The sequence below is a fragment of the Pseudomonadales bacterium genome, assembly GCA_024234165.1.
Classification (GTDB): Bacteria; Pseudomonadota; Gammaproteobacteria; order Pseudomonadales; family UBA5518; genus UBA5518.
On sequence record JACKOP010000001.1, the window covers coordinates 404392 to 422354 of the forward strand.

Below are 17963 nucleotides of genomic sequence, written 5' to 3' on the forward strand. Positions count from 1 at the left end.
CGTCACCGACACGGTGTCAGCCCCGCGCAATCAGCCTGGCTCCCCGGCTGCGTCGGAATGCGTCGCTCCACGGCCGCGAGCAGATCGGCAAATCCCTCGCGCAACACGTCTTCCGAGGAAATCTCTGCGTACTGTGAACGCAGCACAAGGAAGAACTGCTGCTGCCGTGGTTCAAGCTCGTCGAGTCGATCCAGCGCGGGCGGCGAATGGTAGTTGACGTTACCGAATTCCATTGCCAGCAGGCTCAGCACCTGGTGGCAGAACAGCCAGTTCGTCAGCGTCAGTTCCCGGCCACGGAATCCGAGTCCATGCAAGGTTTCACCGACCACGTGTGCGATTGCCAGCCAGCCTGCGGAAGTCTTGCCGTCGACCCCTGTGACCTTGAACATCATCGGATAGCGTTTGCCGAGTGCGTACAGCGTCCACATCCAGTCGCTCAGCGTCCTCTTCCAGTCTTGCCCTGGAATCGGTTCGGGCATGCGGAACTGTTTGCAGACCTCGTTGGCGACCTCCGCCAGCAACGCTTCGCGACTCGGGAAATAGTTATAGAGTGCCATCGACACCGTGCCGAGCCGCCGCGCCACGCTGGCCAGCGTGAACTGCTCCACCGTGCAGTTCTGCAACAGCGACAGCGACTCGGCGATGATCGCCTCGCGCGAGATCCGCGGAGGCCGCCCTACGCGTGCTTTACGTGCCTGCTGCGGACAATCCATCGTTCACTCTTCTCCGTTGAATTCCGCTACGACTCGCGAACTCCATGCGATGGCCTCCGGACTCGCCGGGCAAGGGTGCCGTTCGTTCAAAGGCCCAGGCGCAACTCACTGGCAAGTGGTCGGGCCGGGTAGTGAAAGCCGACCGGACCGTCCGGCTCTGCGTTGATGAACTGGCGCACGAAGGGATCGTCGGAAGCCACGATGTCGGCGGTACTGCCCCCGGCGACGATCCGCCCATCGGAGATGAAATAGGCGTAGTCGACGACCTTCAGTGATTCCGAGACATCGTAGGTAACCACCACCGACGAGGTACCAAGGGCATCATTGAGACGTCGCAGGATGCTCGCGATGACGTTCAGCGAAATCGGATCGAGACCGGCAAACGGCTCGTCGTACATGACCAGCAGAGGATCGATCGCGATGGCGCGCGCCAATGCGACGCGCCGCTGCATGCCACCGGAGAGCTCCCGCGGCATCATCGCGTGCGCTCCACGCAACCCGACCGCATGCAGCTTCATCAGCACCAGATCGCGGATCGTTCGCTCCGGCAGGTCGGTGTGCTCGCGCATCGAGAAAGCCACGTTCTCGAATACCGACAGGTCACTGAACAGACCGCTGACCTGGAACATCATGCCCATCTTGCGCCGCAGACGGTACAGCCCGGCGTTGTCGAGTGCGTGCACGTCCTCGCCATCGACCAGCACCCGCCCGCGCGCCGGCTGCAGTTGCCCGCCGATCAGACGCAGCAGGGTGCTCTTGCCGCAGCCACTGGTACCGAGGATCGCGACCAGTTTTCCGCGCGGGATGCGCAGATCCAGCCCTTTCAGGATCTGCCGCTGACCGTACGCAAAATGCAGATCGCTGACCTCGATGATGTTGTCGTCGGACACGCTGGAATTCCCGATAGTGCAGTGGAGCCCGGTTACACGACGCCATGTCGTTGCCGGGACGAAGCAAGCGCCAGTCTACGGATCGGGTCGTGACAGGTCGAGTGCACGCCGAGCAATTGCACTCCTTCAGGCAATTTCAGGGAATCGTGCCGTCGCGCTTCAACTCTGCAATCTGCTCCCAGCCATAACCCAGTTCCAGCAGCAGCATTTCGGTGTCGGCACCGTGCTCCGGTGCCGGTTTGCGCACGCATGAGTTCACACCATCGAAATCAGCCGGCCCTGCCGGCATGCGGACATTGCCATGCACCGGATCATCGATCGCAATCCAGGCGTTGTTGAGCGCGGCCTGCGTGTCGTGGACGATCTCCTCGACCGTCTGTGCCTCGGCCCAGATCACACCTTCCGCATCGAAGCGCACACCCCACTCGGCTCGGGTACGCGCCGTAAAGGCCTCATCGAGCAAGCCGACCAGGCCGGACGCATTGCGCATCCGGTTGGCGAACACATCGTAGCGTGGATCATCGATCAGCTCGCTGCGACCGATCGCACGACACAATCCGGGCCAGTACGGATCCGGGGTATTCATCGTGAGATAGAAATCCAGTCCGTCTGCGGCACGGTAGACGTTATACAGCGCATTCAGCACCTGATCGCGCTGCGGATGACGGAAAACCGGAATGCCGCGCAACTGCCCCGCAATGTTCCAGGCCATCACATGAATGCCGGTTCGGTACAACGATACGTCGATCAGTGCGCCCTCACCGGTGCTGGCACGGCGAAACAACGCAGCCGCTATGGCACCTGTGCAGGCGAGCGCGGTCGACATGTCCCCCACGCCCGACGGCGGCACCGGAGGATCCGCACCCGGCTGCATCATCGACGTCATGAATCCGGACCGCGCCCAGAATGCTCCGCTGTCGAAGCTCGGGCGATCGGCATCCGGACCGTACGCACCGTAGCCGGTGATGCGGCAATAGAGCAGCGATGGATGCGCGGCTCGCACGGTTTCGGCGTCCACACCGAGCTTCTGTGCGGCACTCGATTGCAGGTTCACGATCAGCACGTCGCTTTCCGAAAGCAGACGATCGAACAGTTCACGCCCGGCCCGGCGACGCAGATCGATTGCCATCGAGCGCTTGCCCCGATTCACCATCTGGAACCAGGGATTGCTGCCTTCCGGCATGCCAGGCTGCGTGATGCCGCGCAACGGATCGCCACCAGGTGGTTCGATCTTGATCACGCTCGCGCCCCAGTCGGCAAGCAAGGTGCCTGCGGCCGGAGCCGCAACCCACATACCGAGTTCGAGTACGCGCACGCCCTGCAGCGGCTGGTTCATGGTCGATTCACACTGCTGCATCATCTGCCGCCGGTCGGCAGGCCAAGCGCTACGAAGCTGCCATAGTCCGGTCCGCGCCGCAGGTGGTTGCCGCCGTCGATGCGGATCGTCTCGCCGGTGATCCAGCGCGCTTCGGGGCCGAGCAGGAAACGCACCAGCGCTGCCACATCCTCTGCGCGCCCGATGTCACCGAGCGGGGTGTTGTCGACGTAGGAACGGAAAACCGGACTGTCGCGCGGCACCACGGCCATCGCCTCGGTATCGATGAAACCCGGCGCGACCGCGTTGAAGCGCAGGTTCACTGGTCCGTATTCGTCGGCGGCATTGCGCACCAGCGCCTCTATTCCCGCCTTCGCGATCGGGTAGGCGCCAAAATACGGATGCGGCAGGCTGCCGGCGAGCGATGACATCGCGATGAAGGCGCCGCCCCCGGCCCCAGCCAGTGCAGGCGCGGCGTGCTTGACACACAATACCGTGCTCAACAGGTTCAGGTTCAGCACGCGCACGAATTCAGCGATGTCTCGCCGGTGATACGGTTCGAGCGTGCCGCCACCACCGGCGTTGGCAACGAAGCCGTGCAGAGAACCATGCTGCGCCACCGCCTGTGCGACCAGTCGTGCCACGTCATCCTCGACGGTCACATCGGCCACCTCGAAGTGCAGCCGCGCACGCACCGAGGAATCCCCACGTGCAAGCTGCTCTGCAGCATCGTGCAGCCGTCGTTCGCTGCGTCCGCAGATCGTGACCATCGCACCATCGGCAAGCAGCCGTGCGGCGCAGGCCGCACCGATTCCTGCACTGCCGCCGGTCACGATGAACGACTGTCCTTCAACGCCTCGCATCCTGTCTTCCTCGACGAGCAGTTGCCTTGTGCAGCGCCATCACGCCGTGCGATCAGGCGATGAACTGCAGGAACACGCCCCAGTCGACCTTGCCCGGATACATGGCAGCCTCTTCGAGTGCGTGCTGCGGGATCTGGTAGCCTGCCGTGTCCATCGCCTCGGGGAAATGCGCCAATGCATCCTCGATGGTGAGCGGTGTTCCCTCCGGCTGCTGGTAGCCAGGCGTGGCACCCAGGAAAATACGCCGGAATCCGCCACCACCAACGCTGAAGATCTCGCCGTTGCACGGACATCGTTCGTGCGCAAGCAACGCGACCACGGGTGCAACCGCCTCCGGCGGGAAGTAACGCTCCATCGCCGCGTCGACTTCCTCGCCCATGTGCACCGTCATGCGGCTGCGCGAGATCGGCATGATCACGTTGATGCGCAGATTGCGCTCCCTCATCTGCGCTGCCACCGCCGTGCCACGCGTCATGCCGATCACGGCACCCTTCGCCGCCGGGTAAGGCACGGCGCTGCCCATGCCGAAGAAGGAACCCGAGGCCACGTTGACGATCCGGCCGTAGTTGCGATCCCACATCTGACGCCACACCGCACGCATCAGATGGAAAGTCCCTCCTGCCGCACTGTAGAGATCGGTATGAAAGTTCTGGTCGCTGACCTGGTCGAGCGTACCCGTCGAAGTGACCACGCCGGCGTTGTTGACCAGGATATCGACCTGCCCCCACAGATCCATCGCATGCTGCACGATCGCCGCCGCGGCCTTCGGTTCGGCCACCGAGTGCGGATCGGATTGGGCCATCCCACCTTCGGCGCGTATCTCCGCCGCAACCGCCTCGGCATATCCCGGGTCGGCCCCCTTGCCCATGGTGTCACCACCCAGGTCGTTTACCAACACGCGTGCACCACGCGCAGCAAGCAATTTTGCGTATGCCCGTCCCAGGCCACCTCCCGCACCGGTGACGATCGCCACCTTTCCATCGAATCGCAACTGCTCCATCGTCGATCTCCTCTGATTGTCTTATGAAAACGGAATCCCGCTGCGGGTGGTATCAGAAACTGTAGTCAGGCAGTGCAGTGAGGCCGTCGAGGCTCATCACGCCATTCATCCCGAGTTCCCGCAGCAACTCCAGACTGAGCGTGATCCGCCCGGACAGCTCGCCTGCCGGCCGCGTGGAAAGCGCGAGTGCGGCTTCCGCCATCGCCTCCAGCGGCTCGTAATGCGCCACCGCGTCGATCACGCCAAGCTCGACCGCACCTTCGCTGGCGACCGCCTCGACCGGCGCCAGCGTATTGACCGCGATATGGTACGGCGCGAGTTCGACCGCCAGTCCGGCAGTGAGCCGCTGCAGGGCAGCCTTGGTCGATCCGTAAACCGTCGGTCCCATCTTCAGGTTGAAGCCAATGTAACGCTCGTTGAAATCATACGGCGCAGGATGCGGCAGGTCAGCAGTCGCACTCGAGAGATTCACCACCCAGCCGCCGCCGCGCGCCTTCATGGCCTCCAGACACTGTTGCGTGAGATCGAGCGGTGTCACCACGTTGATCTCCCACGCGAGACGCAGGTTGCGCATATCCTGCTGGTGCGCCGGAACATAGCGCCCCCAGGCAGCGTTGTTGACCAGCACATCGACACCACCAAAGGCCGCGACCGTCTGCGGCACGATGCGCTTGCGATCTTCTTCGCTGGAGAGGTCGGCTGCAATACACACGCACTCACTACCCTGCGCGCGGATCCACGCCGCAACCTCGTTCAGCGAGCCGGGGAGCCTGCTGTCGCCCTCTTCCACCGTGCGCGCCACCAGCGCCACCCGGGCGCCCTCGGCCGCGAAGCGCTTCGCGATCCCCGCGCCGATACCGCGACTGGCACCGGTGACTATGACGACCTTGCCTGCGAGTTTCCCCACCATGTCCTTTGCTCTCCTTTTACAAATCGATGTCAGTGCTGGCGATAACGCCGTTGTACGTGCTCCTGACGGATCGCTATCTGGTGCCGCCGCTCCTCGGCTGTGACACGAACCGTCCCGGCCGGCAGATACTGCATGATCTCGCCGAACCGGACCTTCGTCGCACTGGCCCACGGCAGATCCTGCTGCGGACGCACCGAATAGGCCCAGCGCACCGTCATATAGCCCTCCGGATGCCCCGTCGTATCCACCCAGTTCGCAACCCCTGGATCGTCGTGTGCGATCACGTAGCGGATCACATTGTCGCGGTCGCGGTGCGCCTGCACACCGTTCAGGCTGCTCTGGCAGTTCGCGAAGTCGAGCGACTCGCCCCACATGTTGCCAAGGCTGAAGCCTATATAGTCCGGCTCGATCGGTTGATGCAGTTCGACGATCATCGCTTCGTCCGCCGCCAGTTCGAAAATGCCGCCACTGTAGATATTGGTTGCCATGCCGCCGGCAGTCGCCAGCGACGCCGCATTCGGTTTGTTGAAACCGTTGCGCGGCATGAAGCACTGGCCATCACCGTTCATGTCACCGTAGGCCTCGCAGGTCACGGCGTAGAACTCGTTCCAGAAGTGCACCTGGTTGCGCGTCAGCCGCCCGATCTCCTCCATCTGGCGTACTGCGTCCGCGGGCGTATACGCCGGCATCGGACGTCCGAGCCGATCACTGCGGTAGATGAACAGATCGAGCAGATCCTCGTGCTCCCAGTCGCAGAAAAGTTCGCGCAACACCACGAACCGTGCCACGTACACCTGCTGCTGCGTGCTACCGTCGGGCAGGGTTCGGCTGCGTTCGGTGCGCGTGTGCATGAAGTTGCCGGTGTGCCCTGCGGGGCGCTCCGGCGCAAGCAGGATCTCGAAGCTTCCATCCTGCTCGACCTGCAGCTTCGGGCTGTCGAGCACGGCGCAATTCGCGCGCGTGCCCGGGCGCAACTCGGCGATGTTGCCGGTATCACCGGAATAGCCACTCGGCGCCTCGAAGATCACGTAGTGCGGAGCCTTGCGTGCTCCCTTGACGGCAGGCTCACCCCGCCAGTGCCGGGCATCGGCGGCACGACCACGGATCACGTAGCTGTGGTTGCCGTCGATCGGCGCCGCAAGATAGATCGCATCGGCATTGTCGATCGTCGAGCGGTTCAGTGGCTGGATCGCGCGTACGAAGTACGGAAACTCGGGCGTGGGGCCCAGAGTACGGGCCAGCGACCCATACAGAAAACCCAGCACGTAGCGATAACCTTCGGCAAGGTTGCGCTCCCCCAGAGGCGGCGGCCAGCGCTGCGGATCGTCGATCGCCTCGCGCGTCTCGACGAGCTGTTCGAGCAGACGATCCCACGCCGCCCGCAACTGCAGTGCTGCCGTCCGCGTGCGCTCCGACTCATTGCTCATGCGGCATGACCTCCCTCGAATTGAATTCACTCACGGCAGATACGGCAACACCCGCGTTTCGAACAGCCGCAGCATCCGCCACGCCTCGTGGATCGGGATGCCTCCCATCAGCGGGTTCAGCAGCAGCAGCCCGCGCGAGCCGAGCCGTTCACCGAGCGCGATCGCCTCATCCACGGTCAACACGCGGTAGGCCGGGTTTGCACGCGCCTGCTCGGGACTGACCCCTCCCCGGTACGGACCACGCGCCTCGCCGAAACCCTCCACCGTGAACTGTACGTATTCCTCGATCTGGCCAAGCACATGGGGCATCAGCATGCGCCAGGCTGCCTCGACGTCTTCGGCCACCCAGAGAAACACCGGCCCAAGCGCCTGCGCAGGTCCCGGATCCGGCTTGCCGAGCGCCAGACATTCCTTGCGGTAAGGTTCCCACAGGGCCGCATCGTGCGGGGTGGCAAAACCATCTGCCATGCGTGCAGCGCGCCTGGCCGTCGCGGCACTGCCACCCCCGAGGAAGATCCGTGGCAGCGGATCCGGCACCGGCCGGATGCAGAGGCTCCGGCCCTCGTATTCGAAGGATTCACCGGTCCAGGCGCTGCGCAGGAACGCGATCGTATCGCCAACGGTCTGCCAGCGATCATCCAGGCGAGTTCCGTACATAGCGCACTCGCGCTGGCGGTAACCACCACCGATTGCAATATCGAAGCGCCCGCGCGACACCAGTGACAGAACCGCCGTGTCTTCCGCCAGCCGCACCGGGTTGTAGAACGGTGCCAGCAACACGTTCGGCCGCATGCGGATGCGCCGAGTGCGCCCTGCCACCGCAGCGCAACTCACCAGCGGAGACGGGTTGTAACCACTCACGGAGGCGTGATGCTCACCGAAATTCGCATAGGCGAAGCCCAGATCGTCCGCCCACGTGCAGACATCGAGCATCGCAGGGTGCAGGTCTCGATGTGGCGTGGCGCCCGCCGGCGAACGCAATTCGAACGCAAGATGCAGTTCCATTTGGCTCTCCTTGGCTCTCCGCTTCGTCCTACGGGATCGACATCGGCAAGGTACAAGAGCTCGCTGTACCCGATGACGACCACGGCACTCTACAAGGCTGGTATATGATTGAACAAATACATTCTTTTCATGCTAACGATATGGACCGAATCAATATCAGACGGGGCGATCTGCATCTGCTCGTCGTGTTCGACGCGATCTACCGCGAAGGCACCGTGACGCGCGCGAGCGACCGATTGCACGTCACACAATCGACTTTGAGCCACTCCCTGCGCCGCTTGCGTGAGCTGTTCGACGATCCGCTGTTCGAGCGCCAGGGCAATGTGATGTCACCGACCGCAAAGGCACGCAGCCTGATCAAGCCGATCCAGGCTGGGCTGGAGATGCTCGAGAGTTCGGTGAACGAGATCGTGCCTTCGCAACCCCGACGTGCTCGCCAGAAGCTCACGATCGGTATCGACAATACCGAAGTCGCCAGCTTCCTGCCGGAGCTCATCGCTCGCCAGGATGCTGATTCGGATTACGACATCACGATCGCGCACTACGATCCGGGCCAGTTCGAGACACGCCTCGTGACCGGCAGGTTCGACGCGGTGCTGCAGCCGCTGGCATCGCACTCCGAACATATACGCCGTGTACTGCTGACCCGTCAGGGTCTCGCCATCGCCGCACGCCACGACCATCCTGCAGTCGTCGACGGCGAGATCAGCTTCGATGCGTATATGCGCCAGCGCCATGTGTTGATCTCACCGGGCAGTGCGCCGTGGAGCCTGGTCGATGCGGCGTTCCGCGAAGCACGGCTGAAGCGCGAGATCCAGGTGCGCTGCCTGGACTACTGGACTGCATGCCGGATCGTCGCATTGACCGATTGTCTGCTGACCGCGACACAGGCCACGATCACGCGTGTTGCCGCCAGCTTCCCGGAACTGCAGGTATGTCCGCCACCCACGGAACTGCAGATGGAACCACAGGATGTCTACCTCTTCTGGCACGCAGCACGCGACAACGACCCAGCGAACCGCTGGCTGCGCGAGAGCCTGCTGACGATATTCGAGGAGCGGCAACGCCAGGCTCCATCGAAATCATCGATTTACTCTTGATGCAAATATCTCATTTGCTCGATTGTCCAGCCCCCCGCTAACTTCCCATAGTGCTCGAACGCCGTCGGGTTCGTGGCGACCCGCGATCAGCACAGCCGCTCTCGCAAGGCCTTACAACAACGACCGGAACACCGAAGAGGAGTCGCACCATGCAAGCAATCCTGCTCCGTCCAAATGGGTCTCCACTGCTGCGAGCAGCAATCGTCGCCGGCATGTTCGGGTCGTACACCAGCGTCACAGCCGCACAACAGCCCGGCACCCCGGCATCCGGCGGATTGGTACTGGATGAAATCGTCGTGACGGCACAGCGGCGGGCAGAGAACATCCAGGACGTATCGATTGCGATCAGCGCCTTCGACGCCAACACGCTGCGCCAGCAGAGCATCGCCAACGCGTACGACATCGTCGGCAAGGTACCCAGCGTGATGGTCAGCACCGGTGGTGGCCCGCGCAACTCCGAGGTAGTCGTGATCCGCGGCCAGGGCCAGACTTACCTCGCGTCGGTCGGCGTTGTGAACTACTTCGCCGAGGTGCCACTGATCCAGGGCACGATCATGCCGACTCAGGGCGCCCCCGGCACCTTCTTCGATCTCGAATCGCTGCAGGTGCTGCGCGGGCCGCAGGGCACGCTGTTCGGGCGCAACACCACCGGTGGCGCGGTGCTGCTCGGACCAAAGAAGCCCGACGAGCATTTCGAGGGCTATGCGCAGGTCCAGGCGGGCAACTACGACGATCGCGAATACGAGGGCGCACTGAACCTGCCGCTGTTCACCGACAAGTTGATGGTTCGCGCAGCATACAAGGACGTCAGCCGCGACGGTTTCACCAAGGATGTCGGGCCGAGGGCCTTTGGCTTCAATACGGTGTGCGATGTGGGGAGTGGCAACTCCTGCGGGTTCGGCAACCCGAACGGTGCGGGATTCGCCGGCAAGGACTACGACAACCAGGACTACTGGCATGCACGGATCAGCGTGCTGTGGCGTCCGACCGACAACGTCGAAAACAATCTGATCGCGTTGCGCGGACGATCGCAGGACAACGGCACCGGAATCATCTTCGATGGAGCTGGCCCTGGAGCCAACCTCGCCAATCTGGTGGGCAACATGGCCTACCACTTCCCGAACCTGTTTTCGCCGGCGACGATGTTCGACCCCGCGGTCACGCAATCGGTACTCGCACGGCAGAAGGCCCTCGGCAAGCGCAAGACTGCACTGAATACCGACCAGTTCTTCCGCATCGAGCACGACGGTGCAATCGACACGTTGGCGATCGATCTTCGCGACAACCTCACCTTCCGCAACATCCTCAGCCACCAGGAAATGAAGATCAGCTACAGCTGGGACAACGACGGTTCGATCCTGCCGATCCTGTCACAGCTACCGCCATACGTTCCGGCCACTGTACACAGCAACCCGCTTGCACCGGCAGGGGCACGCGGCAGCCTGTCGGATGCGAGCCAGTTGACCGAGGAGGCACAACTCGTCGGCAAGCTGCTCGACGATCGGCTCGACTTCGTTGTCGGTTTGTATTACTCGAAACTGGAGCCTGAAGGCTTGCAGGGAACCGGCACCTTCAACGCTGCAACGATCGGACCCGGCACTTTCTATTCGATCGAAACCACCAGCAAGGCGATCTATGCACAGGGAACACTGCAGCTCGGCCTGCTCGCGCCGTCGCTGGAGCGGTGGAAGCTGACCGTCGGCGCCCGCTACACCGAGGACGAAACCCGGGGTACCCGCTACAGTGAAAACTTCTACGGTGATCGCGTTTATACCGACATCGCGGCTAACGTGTACACGATTCCACCACGCCGCGCAGTGTTGAAGTCCGAGGAGCCGACCTGGACCCTGGGGCTCGACTACGAGCTGGATGATCGCACGCTGCTCTACGGCAAGATCACGCATGGCTACAAGGCGGGCGGTTTCAACTACGCAGGGACTGGCCCCCTTACCTACGAGCCGGAGCTGGTCACGAACTACGAAATCGGCGCCAAGGCAGACTTCGACCTGGGCGGCATGCCGGCCCGTGTGAATGCAAGCGTGTTCCACCTCGACTACAAGGACATCCAGCGAGCCGCCGCCTACAACCACCCGATCGGCAGCTTCGTGAACGGTGTCTGCACCGGACCCAACGGCGAGAATTTCTCGAGCAGCCGCACCTGCCTCGACCAGGGTGCCGTGACCTTCAACGCCGACAAGGCATGGATTCGTGGCGTCGAACTGGAAGCACTGCTTCGGCTGAACCAGAGCTTCGATATTTCGGGCAGCTATTCGTACCTGGACGGCGAGTACGACGACTTCAGACTCAAGGTGCAGCCAGACCCGATCCGTGGCGGTTACTCCACGTACACCTGCGACGGCCCGCGCCAGATACCGTACATCGGCCAGCCAGACATGGTCGCGAACCTGTCGTGCATTCCGATGCAGAACATTCCCCGCCACACCGCCTCGCTGAACCTGCGCTACACGCAGCAGCTCGGCGATGACCTCGGCGAGGTCGTGCTGCTTGCCGGATGGAACTATCGCGGCAAGCTGTATTCGTCGGCGAGCACGCACCCCAAGGACGATCCGAACGCATGGATCAAGAGCTACGACGTCCTGAACCTTTCGGCCGAATGGAACGGGATCATGGGTTCGAACTTCGATCTGCGTGCCTTCGTGAACAACGCCACCGACAAGACCTACAAGGTATTCGGCTACATCGGATTGCAGCAGTCGACCGGTTTCGTGACCGCCACCTATGGCGAGCCACGCATGTACGGTGTCTCGCTGCGCTATCGCTTCGGTGCACAAGGAGGCTGATTCACCCGGCGGGACCTCGAACATCGCAGAAAGATCGCAAGCTCCCCGTGCAGGAGGGTATGCTGAAACAGCAGTCGTGAAGTGGGCCACATGTCCTGAGGAGGAGTTTGCACATGCAACCGATCCATGCGACTCGCCGGGATTTTCTGCGCAGCGCAGCCATCGGTACGCTCGCGCTCACGCTGGACCTGAAAAGCCTTCGCTCGCTCATGGCGGATGATCGTCTGCCAGAGCAAGCGCGGGCATATGCCGGTTATCGCGACGTCTACCGCCGCAAGTGGCGATGGGATCGCATCGGCATAGGCACGCATTCGTGCACGAACTGCGCAAGCGGCGGCTGCTCGTGGGACCTGTATGTGCGCGACGGCATCGTCTGGCGGGAAGAACAGGCGGCTCCGTATACACAGACCAACGCGAGCGTCCCCGACGCCAATCCGCGTGGTTGCCAGAAAGGCGCGCTGGCCAGTGTGCTGTACCGCAGCCCGGCACGGATTCGCTATCCCCTGAAGCGCGTGGGGAAGCGTGGTGAGAATCGCTGGAAACGCATCAGCTGGGACGAAGCGCTTGACGAGATTGCAGCGCAACTGGTCGACACGCTCTCGACGCGCGGCGGCGTCGGGGCGTACTGCGAGAACGGCAACAACAGCGACTTCGGCCCGAGCTGGATCGCGATGGTGCGCTTCTTCAACCAGCTCGGCATACCGATCACCGAAAACTTTGCCAGCACCGGCGACCTGATGACCGGCGGGACGGTCACGCTCGGCGCCCCTGTACCAGGCGGCTCCTCGGATGACTGGTTCCGCAGCGACTACTTCGTGAACTGGTTCGGCAACCCGATCACGACCCGGATGCCTGATGCACACTTCATCACCGAAATGCGCTACCGCGGCGGCAGGTACGTATCGATCACACCGGACTACAACGCGAGTGCGATCCATGCCGACCTGTGGATAGGACCGCGTCCGGGCACCGATGCGGCGCTCGCGCTGGCGGCCTGCAGGATCATTCTCGACGAGAATCTGCACGATCTGCCCTACATCATTGAGCAGACCGACCTGCCGCTGCTGATCCGTGAAGACACCCGACAGTTCCTGCGCGAATCCGACGTGATCGGGGGTGGCCGGCGCGAGTGCTTCGCATGGTGGGATGCCCGGAGGCAGGAAATCGTCTGGTCGACGAGCTCGGCAGGGTTCGACAAGGATCGACGCACGCTGAAGCTGGCACCCGAGGACCGGGTCGACATCGACCCCCATAATGCGCATGTGCAACTGCTGTCGGGAGAGGATGTGCGGCTGCGCAGTGCATTTTCGCTGCTGCGCGACACACTCGATGCCTACGACACCGATAGCGCCTCGAGAATTACCGGCGTACACCCGGACGTGATCCGGCGCTTTGCACGCGAGTTCGCCACCGCAAGGTCGGCGAAAATCTATATTGGTGCGGCTGCCGGCAAGATCCTGCACGGCGAGCTGGTGCAGCGTGCGACGATCCTGCTGTGCGCACTGACCGGCAATAACGGCCGTATCGGTGGCGGCTGGGAAGTCATGACGTTCTGGGAACTCGACGGCAAGATCCTTTCTGCCTTCCACGACTTCCCCAGCGATCTGATCGCGGGCGACATGAACAGCATCTACCCGGCTCTGATCGACATCGGTTCCCGCCAGGCAGAAAGCCCTGCGTTCATCTCGGGATCGCTGATGATGCTGATGAACGGCGGCACACGCGACGCACAACTCAAGCCCGAGTACAACGACCCGACACTGCCTCGCACCCCGGAGGCGTTCCTCGAAGACGCGCTTGCAAGCAACGAATTGCATAACGTGCCGGGCGCGGAACTCGCCAATCCGGACGTGATCTTCAACATGTTCGGCAACCCGTTCCGGCATCGCCGCATGGGCGAGCGACTTGGCAGGACACTGTTCGCGAAAGCCAGGCTGGTCGTCGATATCACGCTGCGAATGGACGACACCGCACGCCACTCCGACATCCTGCTGCCTACGGCCGGACCGTACGAAAAGCTCGGATTCAAGTACTCGGTCGCGTATCCACCATACCTGCACCTCGCCGACAAGGCTGTCGAGCCGCTTGGCGAGGCGAAGTCGGACTGGGAGATCCTGTCGCTGCTGATGCAGCGCGTCGAGACCGAAGCAAGGCGCCGCAGCGTAGCAAAGGTGAAGACCTACCGCGGCGTCGAGTACGACCTCGGTCAGGCGTACTGGCGCTTCAGCGACAAGGGACGCATCGGTCCGCGCGAGGATGAAAGGATCATGCGCCTGATTCTCGCTCTGTCACCAGCCACGCGAGGCATCACGCTGGAGGATCTGCGCGCGAACAGGGGCGTCATGCGCTACACCGGCGTGAGCCGGATGGGCAGGATGTGGTGCGGCACCAGCGATTACCGTCCCGACGAACCGCTGGTTCCGTACCAGGACTACGTCACCAGGAAGGTACCGTGGCCGACCAGCACCGGTCGCCAGCAGTTCTACATCGACCATCCTTTCTATATCGAAATCGGCGAGACGCTTCCGGTGCACAAGCAACCGCCGAAAGCCGGCGGTGACTATCCGCTGGTCATGACCTGTGGTCATACGCGCTGGAGCGTGCACACGCTATGGCGTGACGTCGATATCCTGCTGCAGTTGCAGCGAGGCGAGCCGGTGATTTTCGTAAACCCTGACGATGCAAACCATCGCGGTCTCATCGATCATGACTATGCCGCCGTGCATAACGACCTCGGCGAGTTCATCGCACGGGTGAAACTCACGCCCGGGATACAACCGGGGCAGGTCCACATCTACCACGCCTGGCTCGCCAGCCAGCATGTGGGCGGCCACGCCAGCGATGCGATCACGCCAAGCCCGGCACGAGTGACGAATTTCGTCGGGCGACATGGCCATCTGGTCAACGAGGTCGGCTGGCTCGATCTCAGCGGCAACGATCGCGACACGCGTGTCGATTTGCGTAAATATACGTCCTGAGCGAAGCCGTGCGGTGTTGTCGCACGCGACAGCACCGGACCTTTGCAAGGACCACGATAAACCAGAGCAGGATCGGCATCGTGATCGAGACATCGCGCAGCCTGAGCTATCTCGCGTTCGCAACGGCTTTCACTTATCCGGATCAGGAAGTCTTGCAGGCGATTCGGGGCGGCGAGTTGGCCGGCGCCCTGCAGCGGCTGCTCGGGGCCGTCGATCCTGCCCTGGTTGCAGACGTGGACTGGAAGGCGCTGGGCAGCGCCGTACCGGACGACGACACGCTGCTGGTCGAGTTCACGCGGCTATTCGAGGCAGGCGCGAACGGTCCCGACTGTCCGCTCAACGGCGCGCACCACCAGGGCAGAAAGACGGATCTGCACGAGGAACTGGTTCGCTTCTACGATTTCTTCGGACTGTCGCTCGACCACGCCACGCAGGGTGAACCGGACCATCTGCTCACCGAACTCGAGTTCCTGCATTTCCTGGCGTTCCAGGAGGCACAGCTCGGGGCGGCTGGCGAAGACGTGGGTGCCCTGCTCCGTGCACAACGTGATTTCATCGAACGGCATCCCGGCGCCTGGGTACCCGCCTTGCGCGAACAGCTGGCCAAACACGATGCACCTCGCATCTTTTGCGAACTTGCACGACTGCTTGAACGTTTTCTCGAATTCGAACTGATACGCTTACGCCGGCAGACCGGTGGCGAATCCATCGCACATTGAATGCTTTTGGTCCGTTTCATCGACCTACCGAAGGACACACCCAGATGAAGCACTATCACTACACGTCCACAGCGCCGCTCGAAGGGCTGCCGGGAGCTGTTTTCGGCCTCGCGCTGCGCGAGTCGCCCGTGCCAACACCTGGTCCGGGCGAGGTACTGGTACGCATGCGCGCCAGCGCCCTGAACTTCGCCGATCTGGTATTCCTGCACGGCAGCGTGCCGCAGGTGGATGGTGTGGTGCCGCTACTCGACGGCGCCGGTGAAATCGCAACAGTCGGCGACGGAGTCGACGGCTGGCGCAGCGGGGACAAAGTGATCGTGCATCCGCACCGCAAGTGGATCGCCGGCGAACCCTGTCCCGAGCACTACGGTGAGGTACTCGGCAGCCTGGTCGATGGCACGCTTGCCGAATACGCACTGATGCCTGCCGAAGCGCTGGTCGCGATGCCAGCCCATCTTTCCTTTGCCGAAGCGGCTGCCCTGCCCTGCGCCGGCCTGTCGGCATGGAACAGCATCCTCGGCGGCCCTCCCGCACGCCGCCCGTGCCTGCCCGGAGAAACGGTGCTGGTGCAGGGTACCGGCGGTGTTTCGCTGTTTGCGCTGCAGTTCGCGAAACTTGCCGGATGCCGGGTGATCGCCACCACATCGACCGCCGCCAAGGCCGAACTGCTGCAGCGCATGGGCGCCGACGCCGTCGTGAACTATCGCGAAAATCCGCAGTGGAGCGATGCGGTTCTCGCGGCCACCAATGGGCGCGGCGTCGATCTGGTGGTCGAGGTCGGCGGTCCGAACACACTGGCACAGTCGATACGCAGCGTACGTGTCGGCGGACGGATCGCGATGATCGGCATCGTTGGCGGACTCGGCAGCATAGACTACCTGCACCTGTTGCCAGTGATCGAACGCGCCTTGACGTTGTTTGCGAACGCGATGGGCAGTCGTGCCGATCTTTCGGCGATGCTGCGTGCGGTCGCACAACATCGCCTGCGGCCGGTGATCGATCGCGAATTTCCATTCGCTCAGGCAACGCAGGCTGTGCAGCATTTCGCTGCACGCGGCCATATCGGCAAGGTAGTGATCACACATGACTGAAACGACGCAGCAACTCACGGCAGGGCGCACCAGCACACGCGATCCGGCTGAACTCCACACACTCCTGAGCGCGTGGTTCGAACGCACGCTGGGCGCGCAGAGCAGGCCACGCCTGTCGGCGCTCAGCAGTCCCGGCAAGGCCGGCATGTCGAGCGAGACACTGCTGTTCGACATGCAGTGGAACGAACAGGGACAGGAGCGCAGCGGCAGCTTCGTCGCGCGTCTGCCGCCCCCGGCGGACGCGTTTCCGCTGTTTCCCCGCTACGACTTCGATCTGCAGGTCAACGTGATGCGCCTGGTCAGCAGCCACACCAACGTACCGGTACCCGGTGTACCGTGGCAGGAGCGCTCCAGCGAGGCGCTGGGTGTCCCGTTCTTCGTGATGGAACGCATCGACGGTGCCATGGTGCCCGACAGCCCACCCTACGTCTTCGGCGGCTGGCTGGCCGACGCCTCGCCCGCGCAGCAGCGCCAGGTCCAAGACGAGATGCTGCGTGCGATCGCCGGCATTCACGGTATCCGTGCCGGTGCCAGCGAAATCGCCTTCCTGAACATCGACCAGCCAGGCGACACTGCATTACGCCGGCACTTTGCGCGCGAACGGGCACTTTACGAATGGGGACGCGGCGAGCTGCGCTTTCCACTCGTCGAGCGCTTGTTCGACTGGCTGGAGGCACACTGGCCCGCACAGGAGGGCGAACCGGTGGTGAGCTGGGGTGATGCGCGTCCTGCAAACGCGTTGTGGCGCGACACGCACATCGTCGCAGTGCTCGACTGGGAACTCGCGATGCTCGGGCCACGTGAAATGGACGTTGGCTACCTGATCTTCTTCCACCAGTATTTCCGACACATCGCGAAAGTCATCGCGGGCATCGACACGATGGCCGATTTCCTGCGCCGTGATGCCGTGGTTGCCGGCTATGAAGCGCTGACCGGTGTGCAGCTCGACAACATCGACTGGTATATCAACTACGGGTTGCTGCAGCAGTCGGTGATCGATATCCGCGTCACGCAGCGGCGCATCCTGTTCGGCGAACTGGAACGCCCGCAGAACACCGACGAATACCTCTTCGGTCGGCAACTGATCGAACGGGTACTGGCCGGCGATCGCGATATCTGGCTGTCGTAGGCCCGGGCTGTGCCGGAACATG

The 17963-nt window shown here is 62.9% G+C and carries 14 protein-coding genes; 6 read left to right on the plus strand and 8 right to left on the minus strand.

Annotated elements, in window-relative coordinates; genetic code table 11:
* Nucleotides 1-2: 2 nt before the first annotated feature.
* The 8 genes from H7A12_01685 to H7A12_01720 form a co-directional block, all read right to left on the minus strand.
* The gene (locus H7A12_01685; protein ID MCP5319540.1) at nt 3-713 is read right to left on the minus strand and encodes a TetR/AcrR family transcriptional regulator; all 711 of its coding nucleotides are present in this window, start codon (nt 711-713) and stop codon (nt 3-5) included.
* A gap of 86 nt (nt 714-799) precedes the next feature.
* Entirely contained in the window at nt 800-1603 is an 804-nt protein-coding gene (locus tag H7A12_01690) for an ABC transporter ATP-binding protein (GenBank protein ID MCP5319541.1), read from the minus strand.
* A gap of 136 nt (nt 1604-1739) precedes the next feature.
* A complete protein-coding gene (locus H7A12_01695; protein MCP5319542.1) occupies nt 1740-2939 on the minus strand; it encodes a CoA transferase in 1200 nt (399 codons plus the stop codon).
* Nucleotides 2940-2959: 20 nt separating this feature from the next.
* Complete coding sequence (locus H7A12_01700; protein ID MCP5319543.1) at nt 2960-3781, minus strand: SDR family oxidoreductase; 822 nt, start codon at nt 3779-3781, stop codon at nt 2960-2962.
* A gap of 52 nt (nt 3782-3833) precedes the next feature.
* Complete coding sequence (locus H7A12_01705) at nt 3834-4781, minus strand: SDR family NAD(P)-dependent oxidoreductase (GenBank protein ID MCP5319544.1); 948 nt, start codon at nt 4779-4781, stop codon at nt 3834-3836.
* A 52-nt stretch (nt 4782-4833) separates the two neighbouring features.
* Nucleotides 4834-5691, minus strand: a complete 858-nt coding sequence (locus H7A12_01710) for an SDR family NAD(P)-dependent oxidoreductase (GenBank protein MCP5319545.1) — start codon at nt 5689-5691, stop codon at nt 4834-4836.
* Between the two features lie 29 nt (nt 5692-5720).
* Nucleotides 5721-7118 carry a hypothetical protein gene (locus tag H7A12_01715; GenBank protein ID MCP5319546.1) on the minus strand — a complete coding sequence of 466 codons (1398 nt, stop codon included), beginning with the start codon at nt 7116-7118 and terminating at the stop codon, nt 5721-5723.
* Nucleotides 7119-7148: 30 nt separating this feature from the next.
* A complete protein-coding gene (locus H7A12_01720; protein MCP5319547.1) occupies nt 7149-8123 on the minus strand; it encodes an LLM class flavin-dependent oxidoreductase in 975 nt (324 codons plus the stop codon).
* Nucleotides 8124-8263: 140 nt separating this feature from the next.
* Here H7A12_01720 and H7A12_01725 point away from each other — a divergent pair, with 140 nt between their 5' ends.
* From H7A12_01725 to H7A12_01750, 6 genes are all read left to right on the plus strand, one after another.
* Nucleotides 8264-9223, plus strand: coding sequence for a LysR family transcriptional regulator (locus H7A12_01725; protein MCP5319548.1), 960 nt, complete (start codon nt 8264-8266; stop codon nt 9221-9223).
* Nucleotides 9224-9372: 149 nt separating this feature from the next.
* A complete protein-coding gene (locus tag H7A12_01730; protein ID MCP5319549.1) occupies nt 9373-12024 on the plus strand; it encodes a TonB-dependent receptor in 2652 nt (883 codons plus the stop codon).
* 113 nt (nt 12025-12137) lie between these two features.
* The gene (locus H7A12_01735) at nt 12138-15002 is read left to right on the plus strand and encodes a molybdopterin-dependent oxidoreductase (protein ID MCP5319550.1); all 2865 of its coding nucleotides are present in this window, start codon (nt 12138-12140) and stop codon (nt 15000-15002) included.
* Nucleotides 15003-15058: 56 nt separating this feature from the next.
* Nucleotides 15059-15721, plus strand: a complete 663-nt coding sequence (locus H7A12_01740) for a molecular chaperone TorD family protein (GenBank protein ID MCP5319551.1) — start codon at nt 15059-15061, stop codon at nt 15719-15721.
* A gap of 44 nt (nt 15722-15765) precedes the next feature.
* Complete coding sequence (locus H7A12_01745; GenBank protein ID MCP5319552.1) at nt 15766-16812, plus strand: NAD(P)-dependent alcohol dehydrogenase; 1047 nt, start codon at nt 15766-15768, stop codon at nt 16810-16812.
* A complete protein-coding gene (locus H7A12_01750) occupies nt 16805-17941 on the plus strand; it encodes a phosphotransferase family protein (protein MCP5319553.1) in 1137 nt (378 codons plus the stop codon). Before H7A12_01745 ends, H7A12_01750 begins: the two co-directional genes overlap by 8 nt.
* The last annotated feature ends 22 nt before the right edge of the window (nt 17942-17963 follow it).